The sequence below is a fragment of the Streptomyces sp. NPDC019937 genome (genome assembly GCF_040631655.1).
Taxonomy (GTDB): Bacteria; Actinomycetota; Actinomycetes; order Streptomycetales; family Streptomycetaceae; genus Streptomyces.
In genome coordinates this window covers 1-18,852 of the sequence record NZ_JBEYAL010000020.1, presented here as the reverse complement: position 1 = coordinate 18,852, position 18,852 = coordinate 1, and the positions used below count along the sequence as shown (strand labels likewise).

At 71.5% G+C, this 18,852-nt stretch carries 14 protein-coding genes; all 14 read left to right on the top strand.

The genetic code is table 11. The annotated features are described in order from the left end of the window. Position 1: 1 nt before the first annotated feature. On the top strand, positions 2-355 hold the full coding sequence (locus tag ABZ562_RS21020) for a DUF4233 domain-containing protein (RefSeq protein ID WP_009717936.1): 354 nt from the start codon (positions 2-4) through the stop codon (positions 353-355). An 89-nt stretch (positions 356-444) separates the two neighbouring features. Beyond that, a complete protein-coding gene (gene ndk, locus ABZ562_RS21015) occupies positions 445-858 on the top strand; it encodes a nucleoside-diphosphate kinase (protein ID WP_179934270.1) in 414 nt (137 codons plus the stop codon). 308 nt (positions 859-1,166) lie between these two features. After that, complete coding sequence (locus tag ABZ562_RS21010) at positions 1,167-2,186, top strand: rod shape-determining protein (RefSeq protein ID WP_039941926.1); 1,020 nt, start codon at positions 1,167-1,169, stop codon at positions 2,184-2,186. 152 nt (positions 2,187-2,338) lie between these two features. Further along, positions 2,339-3,280: a rod shape-determining protein MreC gene (mreC, locus tag ABZ562_RS21005; RefSeq protein WP_361481671.1), complete on the top strand. Its 942-nt coding sequence runs from the start codon at positions 2,339-2,341 to the stop codon at positions 3,278-3,280. Positions 3,281-3,286: 6 nt separating this feature from the next. Then, on the top strand, positions 3,287-4,036 hold the full coding sequence (gene mreD / locus ABZ562_RS21000) for a rod shape-determining protein MreD (RefSeq protein ID WP_361481890.1): 750 nt from the start codon (positions 3,287-3,289) through the stop codon (positions 4,034-4,036). 82 nt (positions 4,037-4,118) lie between these two features. Beyond that, positions 4,119-6,266, top strand: a complete 2,148-nt coding sequence (gene mrdA, locus ABZ562_RS20995) for a penicillin-binding protein 2 (protein WP_361481668.1) — start codon at positions 4,119-4,121, stop codon at positions 6,264-6,266. Positions 6,267-6,331: 65 nt separating this feature from the next. Beyond that, complete coding sequence (gene rodA, locus ABZ562_RS20990) at positions 6,332-7,465, top strand: rod shape-determining protein RodA (RefSeq protein WP_234357047.1); 1,134 nt, start codon at positions 6,332-6,334, stop codon at positions 7,463-7,465. Positions 7,466-7,516: 51 nt separating this feature from the next. Beyond that, entirely contained in the window at positions 7,517-9,100 is a 1,584-nt protein-coding gene (locus ABZ562_RS20985) for a CYTH and CHAD domain-containing protein (protein WP_361481665.1), read from the top strand. Positions 9,101-9,170: 70 nt separating this feature from the next. Next, the gene (locus ABZ562_RS20980) at positions 9,171-11,096 is read left to right on the top strand and encodes a TIGR03960 family B12-binding radical SAM protein (RefSeq protein ID WP_361481662.1); all 1,926 of its coding nucleotides are present in this window, start codon (positions 9,171-9,173) and stop codon (positions 11,094-11,096) included. A gap of 149 nt (positions 11,097-11,245) precedes the next feature. Further along, the gene (locus tag ABZ562_RS20975) at positions 11,246-12,025 is read left to right on the top strand and encodes a TIGR03936 family radical SAM-associated protein (RefSeq protein ID WP_361481659.1); all 780 of its coding nucleotides are present in this window, start codon (positions 11,246-11,248) and stop codon (positions 12,023-12,025) included. Between the two features lie 223 nt (positions 12,026-12,248). Further along, a complete protein-coding gene (locus tag ABZ562_RS20970) occupies positions 12,249-16,343 on the top strand; it encodes an Rne/Rng family ribonuclease (protein WP_361481656.1) in 4,095 nt (1,364 codons plus the stop codon). Positions 16,344-16,595: 252 nt separating this feature from the next. Next, positions 16,596-16,916 carry a 50S ribosomal protein L21 gene (gene rplU / locus ABZ562_RS20965; protein ID WP_009717947.1) on the top strand — a complete coding sequence of 107 codons (321 nt, stop codon included), beginning with the start codon at positions 16,596-16,598 and terminating at the stop codon, positions 16,914-16,916. 14 nt (positions 16,917-16,930) lie between these two features. Continuing rightward, positions 16,931-17,188 (top strand): 50S ribosomal protein L27, encoded by a 258-nt coding sequence (rpmA, locus tag ABZ562_RS20960; RefSeq protein WP_009717948.1) that lies wholly within the window; start codon positions 16,931-16,933, stop codon positions 17,186-17,188. A gap of 138 nt (positions 17,189-17,326) precedes the next feature. Then, entirely contained in the window at positions 17,327-18,760 is a 1,434-nt protein-coding gene (obgE, locus tag ABZ562_RS20955) for a GTPase ObgE (protein WP_361481652.1), read from the top strand. The last annotated feature ends 92 nt before the right edge of the window (positions 18,761-18,852 follow it).

Below are 18,852 nucleotides of genomic sequence, written 5' to 3'. Positions count from 1 at the left end.
GATGCGGACGCTGTGCGCCTCCACTCTGATCGGTGAGTTCTTCGTGATCGGCTTCGCCGGGCTGGTCGCGATGAAGGTGTCCGGCCTGTCGATGGGCACCGTCTGGACGGTCTGCGGTATCGCCATGGCACTGTGTGTACTGCTGTGCGGCATGCTGAGCCGCCCCGGGGCGGTGCAGATCGGCTGGGCCCTGCAGATCGGGCTGGTGCTGAGCGGTTTCGTGGTGACCACCATGTTCTTCCTCGGCGTGGTTTTCGCCGCGCTGTGGTGGGCCTCGGTCCACTTCGGCCGCAAGGTCGACCAGGCGAAGGAGCGGTTCGCCGCGGCCTCCGCCGCGTCGCCTGACGCTGCGTGACGTGGCCGGCGATCACCCATGTAGCCTCAGCCGCACAGCTTCACCCGCATGCCAGTTCTTCCATGTCACTGCCCAAAGGAGCCCGCACCGTGAGCCAGCGCACGCTCGTCCTTCTCAAGCCCGACGCCGTACGACGCGGACTGGTGGGCGAGATTCTCGGCCGGATCGAGCAGAAGGCGGGGTGGACGATCTCCGCCCTGGAGCTGCGCCGGCTGGGCCGTGAGCTGCTGGAGCAGCACTACGCCGAGCACGTCGGCAAGCCCTTTTACGAGCCCCTGGTCGAGTTCATGTCCTCCGGGCCGGCCGTGGCGCTGGTCGTCGAGGGCGAGCGTGTGATCGAGGGCGTCCGGGCGCTGGCCGGGCCGACCGACCCGATCGCCGCGGCGCCCGGTTCCATCCGTGGCGATTTCGGCACCATCGTTCGGGAAAATCTGATCCATGCCTCCGACTCCGAAGAGTCGGCCGAGCGGGAAATCAAGATTTTCTTTCCCGGTCTCGCCTGATCCCACCTGATCTCGCTCTGATCGATCATCAGCTGGTCGCACCCCTGCTGACCTGGGGGCGGTCGAATTTATCGGCCGCCCCTCGGCATATGCGAGCCGATCGGGGGAACGCATCTCCGCGACACGACGTCACCATTAGAGGGGGCGGGCTCGTGTTCTGCTGACAATGGCGGAGGACCCCCGCAGCGTGTTCGCGCGGGCGTGACTACGATGAAGCTTCCGCGCCTCGCAGCGCACCACATCCTGCCGACCTCAAGCAAGCAATCGCTCCAGCAGGGAAGGCCTGACGTATCCTCATGGGGAACAACATGTCGTTCATCGGCCGTGACATGGCTGTCGACCTCGGGACCGCCAACACGCTGGTGTACGTCAGGGGCCGCGGGATCGTCCTCAACGAGCCATCCGTCGTCGCCATCAACACCAACACCGGCGGAATTCTCGCCGTGGGCGCCGAGGCAAAGAAGATGATCGGCCGCACCCCTGGCAACATCGTCGCCGTGCGTCCGCTCAAGGACGGCGTTATCGCCGACTTCGAGATCACCGAGCGGATGCTGCGGTACTTCATTCTGAAGATCCATAAGCGCCGCTATCTGGCCCGTCCCCGGGTGGTCGTGTGCGTTCCGTCCGGAATCACCGGAGTCGAGCGCCGCGCTGTCATCGAGGCGTCGACCCAGGCGGGCGCCCGCCAGGTCCACATCATCGAAGAGCCGATGGCCGCGGCCATCGGTTCCGGCCTCCCGGTCCACGAGGCCACCGGCAACATGGTGGTGGACATCGGCGGCGGCACCACCGAGGTCGCCGTCATCTCGCTCGGCGGCATCGTCACCGCCCAGTCCATCCGGGTGGCCGGCGACGAGCTGGACAACGCGATCATCCAGCACATCAAGAAGGAGTACAGCCTCCTCCTTGGCGAGCGCACCGCCGAGAACATCAAGATCACGATCGGCTCGGCGTTCGAGAGCGAGGAAGAGGAGCACACCGAGATCCGCGGCCGCGACCTGGTCAGCGGGCTCCCCAAGACCGTCGTGATCTCCGCCGCCGAGGTCCGCAAGGCCATGGAGGAGCCGGTCAACTCCATCGTCGACGCGGTCAAGACCACGCTCGACAAGTGCCCGCCGGAGCTGTCCGGCGACGTCATGGACCGCGGCATCGTGCTCACCGGCGGCGGCGCGCTGCTCCGCGGCCTCGACGAGCGGCTGCGCCGCGAGACCGGCATGCCCATCCACATCGCCGAGGACCCGCTCGACTCGGTCGCGCTCGGTTCCGGCAAGTGCGTGGAGGAATTCGAGGCGCTCCAGCAGGTGCTGGACGCCCAGCCGCGCAGATGACAACCAGGCGGATCGGCCGTGCGGGCGGTGTGTCGCCCGTACGGCGCATCGGCGGATCCGCTGATATACAGGCATAAGGCTCCTTAAGGACCGGACGGCCACAACGAGATCGGGACCGGTCCGACTTCGACGAGGAAGGCACGTCGCCGCACGTGAGGGACACACGAGAGAGCCGGCTGCTCCTGGTTCTGCTGATCGCCATCGCGTTCGCGCTGATCACGGTGGATATCCGCGGCGGCGAGGACTCGCCCCTCGACGGCGCCCGTCAGGCCGCCGCTTCCGCCTTCGGCCCGGTGGAGAACGGTGTCGCGAGCGCCGTCGATCCGGTCGGCAACGCCGTCGCCGCGATCCGGGACTCCGACGAGCGGCACGACCGCATCAGCCAACTGGAGCAGGAGAACACCAGACTCAGGCAGCGGCTCGGCAGCGACGACCGCAACCGCGCCCGTACCGTCGAGCTCGACAAGCTGCGCAAGGTGGCCGGCACCGGCCAGTACGGCATCAAGGGCGCCGAGGTCATCGGCATCGGCGCCGCCCAGGGCTTCTCCTGGACCGTCACCCTCGACATCGGCAGCGACGACGGGATCCAGCGCGACCAGACCGTCATCAACGGCGACGGACTCGTCGGCCGGGTCACCACGGTCGGCCCCTCCACCTCCACCGTGCTGCTCGCCATCGACCCCGACTTCACCGTCGGCACCCGGATGGAGAAGTCCAGCGAGCTGGGCTTCGCCACCGGACGCGGCGACCGCTCCCTGCACGTCCAGCTCCTCAACGGCAAGGCCAAGATCAAGAAGGGGGACCGGCTCGTCACCTTCGGCTCCCAGGCCGACAAGCCGTTCGTGCCCGGCGTCCCGGTCGGCAAGGTGGTCCGCGTCGACCCCACCGGCGGCGACCTCACCCGCACCCTCCAGGTGCGCCCCTACGTCCGGTTCAGCAGGCTGGACATCGTCGGCGTCGTCGTCCAGCCGCCGCGCTCCAACCCGCGCGACACCGTGCTGCCGCCCAAGCCCGCGAAGCCCAAGCCGGCGCCCACGGTCACCGTCACGGCCACCCCCTCCGCCACCGCAACGAGCCCGGCCAACAGGAGCTGACCGATGCTGCGCCTCAACCGTGTCCTCCTGTCCACCGTCCTCGTCGTCGTCGCCCTCGTCGTCCAGATCTGCGTCCTCGCCCGGCTGCAACTGCCCGGCGCCGTGCCCGATCTGCTGCTGCTCGTCGTCCTCGGCCTCGCGCTGGTCTACGGCCACACCGGCGGCGCCCTGGTCGGCTTCGGCGCCGGTCTGCTCGCCGACCTCGCCCCGCCCGCCGATCACGCCGCCGGGCGCTATGCCCTGGTGCTGTGCGTCATCGGCTATCTGGCGGGGCTGGCCAAGCCCGAGAGCGGCCAGCTGCGGTCGGCCACCGGGCCGATGGTGGTGGTCGTCGCGGCGGCCATCGGCGCCACCCTGCTGTACGCGGGGGTCGGCATCCTCGTCGGCGACGACGCGGCCCGCCACGTGGGCCTGGGCGAGTTGCTGTTCACGGCCGCCCTCTACGACCTGCTGCTGGCGCCCTTCACGGTTCCGCTGATCATGGGGCTGGCCAGACGCGGGGAGAACGACCGGATGGCCGACAGCACCGGCGGCACCGGCACCGAGGGCGGCGGCACCCGCTGGATCACCTCGGCGGGCAGCGTCCGGGCCGGCAAGATGAGCCGCTTCCGCCGTACCGGCCGGGCCGCCCGGCTCGGCGGCCTGGGCGGTGGCCTGGGTGGCGGTCAGGGCGGCGGCCTGCTGGCGAAGGCGACGAAGCGGACCGGCCGCGTCAAGGACGGCCGCGTCAAGCTCAAGGGGGTCAAGCGCCTGTGAGCACCGCCGCCCCGCCGACCGCCGCCGCCCGCCGGTCGCCCGCGGTCCTCCCGTCTCCCGCCTCCCCCCTCGACGGAGCGCCATGAGCAATATTCCGGAGACCGGACGGACTCCCCGGGTCACCGTCCGCCTCGTCGCCATCCAGATCATCGTGTTCTCGCTCCTGCTCACCCTCGGCGGACGGCTGTGGTACCTGCAGATCCGCAACGGCGACGAATACACCGAGAAGGCCGCCAACAACCACGTCCAGCAGGTCGTCCACCCGGCCGTCCGCGGCTCGATACTGGACGCCCGCGGCGTGCCGATCGCCGACAACGAGACCCGGCTCGTCGTCTCCGCCAGCCGCACCGCGCTGATGAAGGAGCCCGACGACGGCGAGGCCGTCCTCACCCGGCTCGCGGGCGTCCTCCACATGAAGCCCAAGGACGTCAAGGACAAGGTCCGGCTGTGTGACGCCGAGACCCCGCAGCCCTGCTGGAACGGCTCCCCGTACCAGCCCATCCCGATCACCGACGAGGCCAGCGCCAAGCAGGCGCTCCAGATCCGCGAGCGCGAAGAGGACTTCCCCGGGATCAGCGCCGAGCCCACCGCCGTGCGCCGCTACGCCGCCCCGGCCGGTTCCAACGCCGCCCAGGTGCTCGGCTACCTCTCGCCGGTGACCGACGAGCAGATCAAGAAGGCCGAGCACACCAAGTCGCCGCTGCTCCGCTCCGACCAGGTCGGCTCCAACGGGCTGGAGAGCGAGTACGACAGCAAGCTGCGCGGCAAGGCCGGGGTGACCCGCTACGAGGTCGACAACCTCGGCCGCGTCATCGGCCAGCGGGAGAGCCAGCGGGCCCGGCCCGGCGACAACGTCGTCACCAGCCTCGACGCACGCGTCCAGGCGGTCGCGGAGAAGGAGCTGGACCAGGCGATGAAGGACGCCCGCAAGCAGTACGACCGCAACACCGGCCGGAAGTACAAGGCGGACTCGGGCTCGGTCGTGGTCATGGAGGCCAAGACCGGCCGGGTGGTGGCGATGGCGTCCAACCCCAGTTACGACCCCAACGCCTGGGTCGGCGGCATCTCCGGCAAGGACTACAAGAAGCTCACCGGCAAGGACAGCAACTACCCGCTGCTGAACCGGGCGATCCAGGGTCAGGCGGCCCCCGGCTCGATCTTCAAGGTGATCCCGACGACCGCCGCGGTCAACGCCGGATACGGCTTCAACGGGCCCTACCCGTGCACCAGCTCCTTCAGCATCGGCGGCCAGGTCTTCAAGAACTTCGAGTCCGAGAACTACGGCGGGATCAGCCTCGGCCGCGCGCTGGAGGTCTCCTGCGACACCGTCTTCTACCGCCTCGCCTACGACGAGTGGAAGAAGGACGGCGGCAACAAGCCCAAGAAGCACCCGGGGGACTGGTTCTACAAGACCGCCCACCAGTTCGGCCTCGGCAAGGAGACCGGCGTCGACCTCCCCAACGAGGTCAGCGGCCGCGTCCCGGACCGCCAGTGGAAGAAGGACTTCTGGAAGGCCAACAAGGACGCCTGGTGCAAGAACGGCAAGAAGAACGGGAACTACACCGAGCGCCTCTCCTACGAGAACTGCCTCGAAGGCATGAAGATGCGCGCCGGTGACTCCGTGAACTACTCGATCGGCCAGGGCGACACGCTCGTCACCCCGATCCAGATGGCCACCATCTACGCGGCGATCAGCAACGGCGGCACGCTCTACGACCCGACCGTCGGCAAGGCGATCGTCAGCCCGGACGGCAAGCACATCCAGGAGATCAAGCCCAAAGCGCACGGCAAGCTCCCGATGAAGGGGCAGACGCGCGAACAGATCGACCAGGCGCTCGCGGGCGTCGCCACCCGGGGCACCGCCGCCTGGCGGTTCCAGGGCTGGCCGCAGGACAAGATCCCGATGCACGCCAAGACCGGTACCGCCGAGGTCTACGGCAAGCAGACCACCTCGTGGTTCGCGACCTACACCAAGGACTACTCGGTCGTCATGACGATCTCGCAGGGCGGCACCGGCTCCGGCGCCTCCGGTCCGGCCGTCCGCAAGATCTACAACGCGCTGTACGGGGTCGACGGCAAGGGCAAGATCGACGAGAAGAAGGCGCTGCTGCCCAAGCCGCAGGCTGCCCTCCCCAAGATCTCCTCCGACGGCTCGATCGAGGCCCAGCCGGTGGGCAAGCCGCTCTCCCTGCTGGGTGACACCAGGCGGCGGGGAGGTGCGCAGCAGTGAGCGCGTCGACCCACGGCTACTCCGTCCCCCGCTTCACCCCCGAGCGCGGCACCTGGCGCAAGCTCATGGCGCGCGACTCGCTCGTGCGCCGCCTGGACTGGGTGCTGCTGCTCAGCTGCCTCGCGCTGTCCGCGATCGGCACCCTGCTGGTCTACTCGGCGACCCGCAACCGCACCGAGCTGAACCAGGGCGATCCGTACTACTTCCTGGTCCGGCACGCCCTGAACACCGGCATCGGGCTGCTGCTCGCGATCGGCACCATCTGGCTCGGCCACCGCACCCTGCGCGGCGCGGTGCCGGTGCTGTACGGCCTGTCCGTCATCCTCGTCCTCGCCGTCCTCACCCCGCTGGGCTCGACCATCAACGGCGCCCACGCCTGGATCGTGATCGGCGCCGGGTTCTCCCTCCAGCCCGGCGAGTTCGCCAAGATCACGATCATCCTGGGCATGTCGATGCTGCTGGCCGCGCGGGTGGACGCGGGCGACCGGCTCACCCCCGACCACCGCACCGTCGTCCAGGCGCTCGGCCTGGCCGCGCTGCCCATCGCGATCGTGATGCTGATGCCGGACCTCGGTTCGGTGATGGTCATGGCGGTGATCGTGCTCGCGGTGCTCCTCGCCTCCGGCGCGTCCAACCGCTGGATCGCCGGGCTGATCGCCACCGCGGTGGTCGGCGCCCTGCTGATCTGGCAGCTGCACATCCTCGACCAGTACCAGATCGACCGCTTCGCCGCCTTCGCCAACCCCGCCCTGGACCCGGCGGGCGTCGGTTACAACACCAACCAGGCACGCATCGCGATCGGTTCGGGCGGTCTCACCGGCAAGGGGCTCTTCCACGGCACCCAGACCACCGGCCAGTTCGTGCCCGAGCAGCAGACGGACTTCGTCTTCTCGGTCGCGGGGGAGGAGCTGGGCTTCCTCGGCGCGGGCCTGATCATCGTGCTGCTGGGCGTCGTCCTGTGGCGCGCCTGCCGGATCGCCCGGGGCACCACCGAGCTGTACGGGACGGTCGTCGCGGCCGGAATCATCGCCTGGTTCGCGTTCCAGTCGTTCGAGAACATCGGCATGACGCTGGGCATCATGCCGGTGGCCGGTCTGCCGCTGCCGTTCGTCTCCTACGGCGGCTCGTCGATGTTCGCCGTATGGATCGGAATCGGGCTGCTCCAGTCGATCCGGGTGCAACGGCCCGTATCGGCCTGACCCGGACGCGGGGGACTCCCGCCGGACGTCCCGGGCGACTACATTCACGTCATGGTGGACATGATGCGGGAAATCGAACGCAAGTACGAGGCCACCGATGACGGCGCCCCGTCCGGCGGCCTCCCCGAACTGGCCGGGGTCGCCGGAATCGCGCAGGTCAGGGACGAGGGCGTCGTCACGCTCGACGCCACGTACCACGACACTCCCGGGCAGCGGCTCGCCGCCGACGGCATCACCCTGCGCCGCCGCACCGGGGGCGGCGACGCGGGCTGGCACCTCAAGCTGCCGGTGGGCCCCGACGTACGGGACGAGATCCGCGCCCCGCTCGCGGACGCGCTGCCCGCCCACCTCGCGGGCCTCGTGCGCTCCCGCGTCCGCGGCCACGGCCTCGTCCCCCTCGTCCACCTGCTGTCGGAGCGCACCGTCCGGCACCTCCTGGACGGCGACGGCACCCTGCTCGCCGAGCTGTCCGCCGACCGGGTCACCGCCCGCCGGCTGGCCCCGGCCCCCGGCGACCCGGTGACCTGGACCGAGGTCGAGGTGGAGCTGGCCGAGGGCGGCGACCCCGCGTTCCTCGACACCCTGGAACCGCATCTGATGGACGCCGGGCTGCGCCGCGCCGACCTCCCCTCCAAGCTCGCCCGCGCCCTGGCCGAAACCGGCCCGCACGGGGAAGGCCGGAAGCCCGGAAAGCGCGACAAGAAGTCCGGCCGGAAGAAGAGCGGGAAGAAGGCCGGCAAGAAGGCCGCGGCCACCGCGGGGGACGCCATCCTGGACTACGTACGCCGTCAGATCACCGCGATCGTCACCCTCGACCCCGCCGTACGCCTGGACACCCCCGACTCCGTGCACCGCATGCGGGTCGCCACCCGCCGGCTGCGCAGCGCCTTCCGCTCGTACCGCAAGGTCCTGGACCGCACCGTCACCGACCCCATCGGCGCCGAGCTGAAGTGGCTGGCCGCCGAGCTGGGCATCGACCGGGACCGCGAAGTGCTCACCGCGCGCATCGCCGAACGGCTCGCCGAGGTGCCCGTCGAACTGCGGCTCGGACCCATCGCCGCCCGGCTGGAGATCTGGTCGCACGCCCGCCGCACCGGCTCCCGCGACCGGCTGATCGGCGTCCTGGACGGGACGCGCTACCTCGCCCTCCTCGACACCCTCGACGCGCTCCTGGCCGACCCGCCGCTGCGCCCCGCCGCCGCCCGCCCGGCCGCCGAGGTGATCCGCAAGGCCGTGCTGCGCGACTACGAACGGCTCGCGGACCGTCTCGGCCCGGCCCTGGACGCCCCCTCCGGGCCCGACCGCGACGTCGTCCTGCACACGGCCCGCAAGGACGCCAAGCGGGCCCGCTACGCCGCCGAGGCCGCCCGCCCGGTGCTCGGCCCGCCCGCGAAGGCGTTCGCCCGGCTCATGACCGAGGTGCAGGAACTGCTCGGCGACCACCAGGACAGCGTGGTCGCGCGCGAGGCGCTGCGCGAACTGGCGATCCAGGCGCACGCGGCGGGGGAGTCCACCTTCACCATCGGCCTGCTCTACGGCCGCGAGGAGGCCCGCGCGGCCGCCCGCGAGCGCGAACTGCCCGGTCTGTGGGCCGAGGTCTCCCGCCCGGAGCACCGGGCGGCGCTGGAGACCTGACCGTGGCGTTCCGGCCCGGACGGGACCGGTACGCTTGAGGGTCACCCCTGTCCGCGCACGAAGGTTACTGATGTCTGTCGAGTCGGTCTTCCCACAGCTTGAGGCCCTTCTCCCCCATGTGCAGAAGCCGATCCAGTACGTCGGCGGCGAGCTGAACTCCACGGTCAAGCCATGGGAGGAGTGCGACGTCCGCTGGGCGCTCATGTACCCGGACGCCTATGAGGTCGGGCTGCCCAACCAGGGCGTCATGATCCTTTACGAGGTGCTCAACGAGCGCGAGGGCGTGCTCGCCGAGCGCACCTACAGCGTCTGGCCTGACCTCGAAGAGCTGATGCGCGAGCACAAGGTGCCGCAGTTCACCGTGGACGCGCACCGGCCCGTCTCCGCCTTCGACGTCTTCGGCGTCTCCTTCTCGACCGAGCTGGGCTACACCAACCTGCTCACCGCGCTGGACCTCGCCGGTATCCCGCTGGACGCCGCCGACCGCACCGTCGACCACCCGGTCGTGGTCGCGGGCGGCCACGCCGCGTTCAACCCGGAGCCGATCGCGGACTTCATCGACTGCGCGGTGATCGGCGACGGCGAGCAGGCCGTCCTGGAGATGACCGAGATCATCCGCGCCTGGAAGGCCGAGGGCCGTCCGGGCGGCCGCGACGAGCTGCTCTTCCGCCTCGCCCGCACCGGCAGCATCTACGTGCCGAAGTTCTACGACGTGGAGTACCTGGCCGACGGCCGGATCTCCCGCGTCGTGCCGAACCGCTCGGGCGTGCCGTGGCGGGTCTCCAAGCACACCGTCATGGACCTCGACGAGTGGCCGTACCCGAAGCAGCCGCTGGTGCCGCTCGCCGAGACCGTGCACGAGCGGATGTCGGTGGAGATCTTCCGCGGCTGCACCCGCGGCTGCCGCTTCTGCCAGGCGGGCATGATCACCCGCCCGGTGCGGGAGCGCTCCATCACCGGCATCGGCGAGATGGTCGACAAGGGCCTCAAGAACACGGGTTTCGAGGAGGTCGGACTGCTGTCGCTCTCCTCCGCCGACCACACCGAGATCGGCGACATCGCCAAGGGCCTCGCCGACCGGTACGAGGAAGACAAGATCGGGCTGTCCCTGCCGTCGACCCGGGTGGACGCCTTCAACATCGACCTGGCCAACGAGCTGACCCGCAACGGCCGCCGCTCGGGCCTCACCTTCGCCCCCGAGGGCGGCTCCGAGCGCATCCGCAAGGTCATCAACAAGATGGTCTCGGAAGAGGACCTGATCCGTACGGTGTCCACCGCGTACGGCAACGGCTGGCGGCAGGTGAAGCTGTACTTCATGTGCGGCCTGCCGACCGAGACCGACGACGACGTGCTCCAGATCGCCGAGATGGCGACCAAGGTGATCGCCAAGGGCCGTGAGGTGTCCGGCAAGAACGACATCCGCTGCACCGTCTCGATCGGCGGATTCGTCCCCAAGCCGCACACCCCGTTCCAGTGGGCGCCGCAGCTCAGCGCCGAGGACACGGACGCCCGGCTGGAGAAGCTGCGCGAGAGGATCCGCGGCGACAAGAAGTACGGCCGCTCGATCGGCTTCCGCTACCACGACGGCAAGCCCGGCATCGTCGAGGGCCTGCTCTCGCGCGGCGACCGCCGGGTCGGCGCCGTCATCCGCGCCGTCTACGAGGACGGCGGCCGCTTCGACGGCTGGCGCGAGCACTTCTCCTACGACCGCTGGATGGAGTGCGCCGAGCGCACCCTGCCCGACTTCGGTCTCGACGTCGACTGGTACACCACCCGCGAGCGCACCTACGAAGAGGTCCTGCCCTGGGACCACCTCGACTCCGGTCTCGACAAGGACTGGCTGTGGGAGGACTGGCAGGACGCGCTCGACGAGACCGAGGTCGAGGACTGCCGCTGGACCCCGTGCTTCGACTGCGGCGTCTGCCCGCAGATGGACACGTCCATCCAGATCGGCCCCACCGGCCGCAAGCTGCTGCCGCTGTCGGTCGTGCAGTAGCCCTCGGGCAACCGGCCGGTCACAAAGTACGCTGGAAGGCGCACGGGCCGCACGGCCCGTGCGCGACAAGCGAAAAGACACCAGAAGAAGCAACAAGGAGCAGTCCCCTGGGCAAGCGACAGCCCGAAGGCCCGCCGCCCGCACCCGCGGTGCAGCGCATCCGTTTGCGTTACACCAAGCGCGGCCGCCTCCGGTTCACCAGCCACCGCGACTTCCAGCGCGCCTTCGAGCGGGCGCTGCGCCGCGCCGAGGTGCCCATGGCGTACTCGGCGGGCTTCACCCCGCACCCCAAGGTGTCGTACGCCAATGCCGCCCCCACCGGCACCGGCAGTGAGGCCGAGTACCTGGAGATCCAGCTCACCGAGGCGCGGGACCCCGAGACGCTGCGCGGGCTGCTCGACGAGTCGATGCCCTCCGGGCTCGACATCATCGACGCCGTCGAGGCGCGCACCTCCGGGCTCGCCGACCGGCTCCAGGCGTCCGTGTGGGAGATCCGGCTCGACCGGGTCGCCCCGGCGGAGGCCGAACGGGCCGTGGCCGCCTTCCTGGAGGCCGAGACCGTCGAGGTCGAGCGCCGGACGAAAAACGGCATGCGCACCTTCGACGCCCGCGCCGCGGTGGCCCGCCTGGAAGCGGTCGCAGGTCGGGGCGATAGGCCAGGCGACGATGGCTGTGCGATACTGCGGCTGGTAGTACGGCATCTGACACCTGCCGTGCGACCCGACGACGTCCTGTCCGGTCTCCGCGCTACGGCCGACCTGGCGCCGCCGGTCCCCGCAGCGGTGACCAGGCTGGCGCAGGGGCTGCTCGATGAGGAGTCCGGCACGGTGACCGACCCGCTCGCGCCCGATCGCGAGGCAGTTCAGGCCGCCCCACCCACGGCCGCCGAGCTGACCGCCGCGATGGCGGCGCCGGAAGGTTCCGCGTAAGGACCGCCGTCGATGCGCCGCCCAGGCACTTGGGAGCCACCCGGGTCCGGCAGGCGCACTGACCAGGAGACTTTCGCCGGTCCCGGCCCTGAAAACCGGCCCGGCGAGCGATACGACAGCTCCCGTGCGGCGCCCGCGCCCCGGACGGCGGACACCGCGCAGCGCGCGGGGCCCGGCCGGAAACAGGCGCGGCGCCCGGGAGCGTGACGGGAGAACCGCCCGCATGCTCGAGCCCATTGAGCCGACCGAACCCATCCAGCCCCAGGGACAAGCCGCGCCGCGCGCCGCCGCCTCCGGGGATCCGACCTCACCCAGTGACACCCTGCCGCCGCGCCGCCGCCGCGCGGCCTCCCGGCCCGCCGGCCCTCCGGTGGGCACCGTGGGTGACGCCGAGGTGACCACACCAGCCGTACCGGCCATACCGGCCGAGTCGATCGCCGCCGGCGCCGCCATGGTCGCCGGGGAGGCGTCCGCCGTCTCCGACGGTGACACCGGTTCCGCCGCTCCGCCCGCCCGTTCGCGCCGCCGTGCGACGCGCAAGACGGCCGCACCGGCGGGTGCGCCGGAGGCCGCGGAGACCGTGGTTCCGGCGGACGCGCCCCGGGCCGCCGGGGCCCCGGCCCCCGACCCGGAGCCCGCCGCCGAGCCCGCTCCGCCCGCCCGTTCGCGCCGCCGGGCCACCCGTAAGGCGACCGCCCCGGCCGGAGCGCCGGAGGCCGCCGAGACGGTGGTGCCGGTGGAGGAGCCCGTCGCCGAGGCCGCCGCGCCCGTCGGGGCGCCCGTCGAGGCCGCCGCCGAGCCCGCCCCGGCGCCCCGTACCCGCCGCCGTGCGACGCGCAAGGCCGTCGCTCCGGAGGGTGCCCCGCAGGCGGAGCCCGCCGACGTGGACGCGTCGTCTGCGGCGGCCGCTGGTGGCAGTGGCGACGAGGACACCGCCCCAGCGGCAGTCGCAGCCGACGCCCCGGCCGACGAGGCACCCCGTGGCCGTACGCGCCGCCGTGCCGCCCGTAAGGCGACCGCCCCGGCCGGTGGCCCGCAGGCCGCCGACGACGAGCCGAGCGCAGGGGAGACCGCCCCGGCCGAGCCCGCGGCCGCCGAGGCCGAGGCCTCCGCGGAGGCCGCTCCGGCGCCGCGCACCCGCCGCCGGGCCACTCGGAAGACGACCGCCGCCGCAGCCGAGGCCGCCGCCCCGGCCGAGGCCGCCGAACAGCCCGCCGAGGCCGCTGCGGCGACCCCCGAGGCCCCGGCCGCGGAGGAGAGCGCGGAGGAGCCGCGCTCCCGTACCCGCCGCCGTGCCACGCGCAAGACGGCCGCCGCCGAGGAGCAGCCCGAGCCGCGGGCCGCGGAGGCCGCCGAGCCCGAGGCCGAGCCGGAGCCCGCGCCGCGCGGAGGCCGCCGCCGCGCCGTGCGCCCGCCGACAGCCGTCTTCCAGGCACCCGTCTTCACCGAGCCGGTCTTCCAGACCCCGGAGAGCGCCGCCGCCGAGGCCGCCGCGTCCGCCCTGGAGGAGTCCGCCGAGGTCGACGAGGACGACGAGACCGTGGCGCAGGACAAGACGGCGGCCGCCGAGCCGGTGGCCCCCGCCGCGGGCCGTCGCCGCCGTCGCCGCCGGGGCGAGCCCGCCGAGGAGCAGCGCCCGGCGGAGGCCGAGGAGCGCGCCACCGCCGAGGACGCCGAGCAGGACGGCCGCGCGGCCGACCGTGAGCAGGGCGACGAGGAGTCGGGTGACCGCCCGGCCCGCCGCCGTCGCCGGGGCGGCCGTCGCCGCCGCCGGGGCGAGGCCGCCGACGCCGAGGGCGCCGAGGGCCGTTCCGAGGGCGAGGACGGCGAGGCTTTCGAGGACGAGGCACAGGCCGAGGGCGAGACCGGCGAGGAGCAGGACGCCGACGAAGAGGGCGCCGAGGCCGGTGAGTCCGCCGGTGGCGGCTCCAGCAGCAGCCGTCGCCGTCGCCGTCGCCGCCGTCGCAGCGGGGACGCCGCCGAGGCGGAGTCGGGCGGTGACGACCCGGAGCGTACGGTCGTCAAGGTCCGTGAGCCCCGTAAGAAGGAAGAGACCAGCTCCGACGAGGTGCAGTCGATCAAGGGGTCGACGCGTCTGGAGGCCAAGAAGCAGCGCCGCCGCGAGGGCCGCGAGCAGGGCCGCCGCCGGGTGCCGATCATCACCGAGGCCGAGTTCCTGGCCCGCCGCGAGGCGGTCGAGCGGGTGATGGTCGTCCGGCAGAACGGCGAGCGCACCCAGATCGGCGTGCTGGAGGACAACGTCCTCGTCGAGCACTTCGTCAACAAGGAGCAGGCCACCAGCTACGTCGGCAACGTCTACCTGGGCAAGGTCCAGAACGTGCTGCCGTCGATGGAGGCCGCCTTCGTCGACATCGGCAAGGGCCGCAACGCCGTGCTGTACGCGGGCGAGGTCAACTTCGAGGCGCTGGGGCTGTCCAACGGGCCGCGCCGCATCGAGACCGCGCTGAAGTCCGGGCAGTCCGTGCTCGTGCAGGTCACCAAGGACCCGATCGGTCACAAGGGCGCCCGGCTCACCAGCCAGGTCTCCCTGCCCGGCCGCTACCTGGTGTACGTCCCCGAGGGCTCGATGACGGGCATCAGCCGCAAGCTGCCCGACACCGAGCGCGCCCGGCTGAAGCAGATCCTCAAGAAGATCGTCCCCGAGGACGCGGGCGTGATCGTCCGCACCGCCGCGGAGGGCGCGAGCGAGGACGAGCTGGCCCGCGACGTCCAGCGGCTGCAGGCGCAGTGGGAGGAGATCAAGAAGAAGGCGAAGGGCGGCAACGCGCCGACGCTCCTCTACGGGGAGCCGGACATGACGGTCCGGGTCGTCCGCGACATCTTCAACGAGGACTTCTCCAAGGTCATCGTGAGCGGTGAGGACGCCTGGCAGACCATCCACGGCTATGTCTCGCACGTCGCGCCCGACCTCGCCGACCGGCTGCAGAAGTGGAACTCGGACGTCGACGTCTTCGCCACGTACCGGATCGACGAGCAGCTGATGAAGGCGCTGGACCGCAAGGTCTGGCTGCCCAGCGGCGGCTCGCTGGTGATCGACCGGACCGAGGCGATGGTCGTGGTCGACGTCAACACCGGCAAGTTCACCGGCCAGGGCGGCAACCTGGAGGAGACGGTCACCAGGAACAACCTGGAGGCGGCCGAGGAGATCGTGCGCCAGCTGCGGCTGCGCGACCTCGGCGGCATCATCGTGATCGACTTCATCGACATGGTGCTGGAGTCCAACCGCGATCTGGTGCTGCGGCGGCTGCTGGAGTGTCTGGGCCGTGACCGTACGAAGCACCAGGTGGCGGAGGTCACCTCGCTGGGCCTGGTCCAGATGACCCGCAAGCGGGTCGGCCAGGGCCTGCTGGAGTCGTTCTCCGAGTCCTGTGTCCACTGCAACGGCCGCGGCGTGATCGTCCACATGGACCAGCCGGCGGTGGCCGGCGGCGGTGGCGGCGGCAAGCGCAAGAAGAAGAAGGGCGGCCAGCAGGCGCCCGCGCCGGAGGAGACCTCCGTGGCCGACGCCGAGACGGTCGTCGAGGCCGCCGAGGAGGTCGCGGCGGAGATCGCCGAGCCGAAGGCGCTGCCGGAGCCCGTCTTCGCGGCCGACGAGGAGCTGTACAGCAGCGCCGCCGAGGCCGAGGCCGCCGCGGGCCGCGGGCGCAGCCGGCGCCGGGCGACGCGCAAGGCGTCCGCCCCCGCGGGCGCCCCGAAGAGCGCCGAGCAGCCGGAGGCCGTGGTCGTCGTCGCGGACGAGCCGAAGCCGGAGGCGCCCGCCGAGGCGGCCGAGGCCGCCACTCCCGCCCCCGAGCCGGAGACGGCCGGGCCGGAGGCCGCCGAGGAGGCCGCTCCCGCGCCGCGTGCGCGCCGCCGGGCGACCCGTAAGGTGTCCGCTCCGGCGGGCTCGCCGACGGGCTCCGACGACGCCGCCGTGGTGGTCGTCAGCGCTCCCGCCACCGAGCCGAAGCCGGAGGCCGGCGAGCCGGCGGCGGCGCCCACCGAGGGCGGGGCCACGGCGGACGGCGAGAAGCCGGCCGACGGCGGGGCTGGGGCCGACGGCGAGGCGGCGGACGGCGAGGCCAAGGCGCCGGCGAAGAAGACGGCCCGTAAGACGGCCAAGAAGGCGCCGGCGAAGAAGACGGCCGCGAAGAAGACCGCCGCGAAGAAGACCGCGTCGAAGACGACCGCGGCCAAGAAGACGACCACGAAGAAGACGACGGCGAAGAAGACGACCGCCAAGAAGGCGGCGTCGAAGAAGACCGCGGCGGCGGAGCAGCAGACGCCGCGGTCGGTCTCGGCCGCCGCCGACGACTGAGCGGTACGGCATGAGCCCGGAGGGCACCTACGCACGTGCGTAGGTGCCCTCCGGGCTCTGGTAACCTTGACCCTCGGCGTCTTACGCCAAGCCCCTGAGCACATCCCTCCCGCTCCGCGGGAGAGGCCGCTCGGCCGATGCTGAACCGCGAGCCATCGCTCGGGGAATCACTCGGTTGTCATGACCTTCGTGGGGTCATGTGGAGCGGCTGGCATCAGAGGTCCCGTTTACTAGCGAGAGAGTGAGAACCGCGTGTACGCAATCGTGCGCACCGGCGGCCGCCAGCAGAAGGTAGCCGTGGGCGATGTCATCGAGGTCGACCGGATCGGCACCAGCAAGGTCGGCGACACCGTCGAGCTCTCGACTCTGCTCGTTGTCGACGGCGATGCCGTCACCAGCGACCCGTGGGTCCTGGCCGGTGTGAAGGTTCACGCCGAGGTCGTTGACCACCACAAGGGTGCCAAGATCGACATCCTGAAGTACAAGAACAAGACCGGTTACCGGAAGCGGATCGGCCACCGCCAGCTGCACACCGCGCTGAAGATCACCGGCATCGACTCGGCTGCGAAGTAAGGGACTGAGGAGACATGGCACACAAGAAGGGCGCATCGTCCACTCGGAACGGTCGCGACTCCAACGCCCAGCGGCTCGGGGTCAAGCGCTTCGGCGGCCAGGCCGTCAACGCGGGTGAGATCCTCGTCCGCCAGCGCGGCACGCACTTCCACCCGGGCACGGGCGTCGGCCGCGGCGGCGACGACACGCTGTTCGCGCTGGCCGCCGGTGCGGTGCAGTTCGGCACCCACCGTGGCCGCAAGGTCGTGAACATCGTTCCGGTCGCCGAGTAATTCCGGCACCGGCACGACGCCACACACCTTTCCGAGGGCGGACCGCTCTTTCCCGTGACGGGGAAGCGGGTCCGCCCTCGGCGCGTTACCCAGGTAACGACGACACACCGACCCCGTACGCAACTGGAGGCACCCGTCATGACCACCTTCGTGGACCGCGTCGAGCTGCACGTCGCCGCGGGTAACGGAGGCCACGGCTGCGCCTCCGTGCACCGCGAGAAGTTCAAGCCCCTCGGCGGCCCGGACGGCGGAAACGGCGGCCGCGGCGGCGATGTGATCCTGGTCGTCGACCAGTCGGTCACCACGCTCCTCGAGTACCACCACAGCCCGCACCGCAAGGCCACCAACGGCAAGCCCGGCGAGGGCGGCCACCGCTCCGGCAAGGACGGCAGCGACCTGGTCCTGCCGGTCCCGGACGGCACCGTCGTCCTCGACAAGAAGGGCAACGTGCTCGCCGACCTGATCGGCGAGGGCACCACCTACATCGCCGCCCAGGGCGGCCGTGGCGGCCTCGGCAACGCGGCCCTCGCCTCGGCCCGCCGCAAGGCCCCCGGCTTCGCGCTGCTGGGCGAGCCGGGCCACGCCGGGGACGTGGTCCTGGAGCTGAAGACCGTCGCGGACGTGGCCCTCGTCGGCTACCCGAGCGCCGGCAAGTCCTCGCTGATCTCGGTGCTCTCGGCCGCCAAGCCGAAGATCGCCGACTACCCCTTCACCACCCTGGTCCCCAACCTCGGCGTGGTGACGGCCGGTTCGACCGTCTACACCATCGCGGACGTGCCCGGTCTGATCCCGGGCGCCAGCCAGGGCAAGGGCCTCGGCCTGGAGTTCCTGCGCCATGTGGAGCGCTGCTCGGTGCTGGTGCACGTCCTGGACACCGCGGCCCTGGAGTCCGAGCGCGACCCGCTGACCGATCTCGATGTCATCGAGGCCGAACTCGCCGAGTACGGCGGCCTGGAGGACCGGCCCCGGCTCGTCGTCCTCAACAAGGTCGACATCCCCGACGGCAAGGACCTCGCCGACATCATCCGCCCGGACCTGGAGGCCCGCGGCTACCAGGTCTTCGAGGCCTCGGCCATCGCCCATCTCGGCCTCAAGGAGCTGTCGTTCGCCCTCGCGGACATCGTCGGACGAGCGCGCGCGGCCAAGCCGAAGGAGGAGGCGACCAGGATCGTCATCCGCCCGAAGGCCGTGGACGACGCGGGCTTCAAGGTCGTCGTCGAGGACGGTTTCTACCGCGTCGTGGGCGAGAAGCCCGAGCGCTGGGTCCGCCAGACCGACTTCAACAACGACGAGGCCGTCGGCTATCTCGCCGACCGGCTGAACCGCCTCGGCGTCGAGGAGGAGCTGGTGAAGGCGGGCGCCCACGCGGGCGACGAGGTCGTCATCGGCCCCGAGGACAACGCGGTCGTCTTCGACTGGGAGCCGACGCTCGCGGCCGGTGCCGAGATGCTGGGCCGCCGTGGTGAGGACCACCGCTTCGAGGCCCCCCGCCCGGCGGCGCAGCGGCGCCGCGACCGGGACATGGAGCGGGACGACGCCGAGGAGGAGTACGAGTCGTTCAAGCCGTTTTAGGGGGTGTCGTGTGGATCAGGCCGGATCAGCGAGCGGCGTCTGGTGCAGGGGGCACCTCCCAGCGGTAGCTGGGGGAGCCTCGCAACCCGCGT